This window comes from Salmonella sp. SAL4457 (assembly GCF_046548235.1).
Classification (GTDB): Bacteria; Pseudomonadota; Gammaproteobacteria; order Enterobacterales; family Enterobacteriaceae; genus Salmonella; species Salmonella enterica.
Window position 1 is genome coordinate 1 of record NZ_JBGDZO010000861.1, and the last position, 255, is coordinate 255.

The following is a 255-nucleotide window of genomic DNA, read 5'->3' on the forward strand; positions in this document are numbered from 1 at the left end:
GGTAACCACTTCGCGCGCACCGTGGCCATAGGCGTTCGCCTTGACCACCGCGAACGCCTGGCGCTGCGGCGCGCAGCGCTTGGCCAGGGCATAGTTGTGGCGAATGGCGGAAAGGTCGACGGTGGCAACGAGGGGACGCATGGCATCGGGTCCTGCAACTGAAACGGGTGCCTATGGTAAGGCGCCCGCCGGGCAAGACCCAAGCCGGGTCATTCGTCCTCGAAGTTGTACATGCCGGCGGCAAGGTTCTCGAAG

1 protein-coding gene is annotated in these 255 nt (G+C 65.1%); it reads right to left on the reverse strand.

Going from position 1 to position 255, the window contains the following annotated elements:
* The coding region (locus ACLJNW_RS26635; RefSeq protein ID WP_410961571.1) for an alanine racemase at positions 1 to 141 on the reverse strand (141 nt) is incomplete at its 3' end.
* Between the last annotated feature and the right edge of the window lie 114 nt (positions 142 to 255).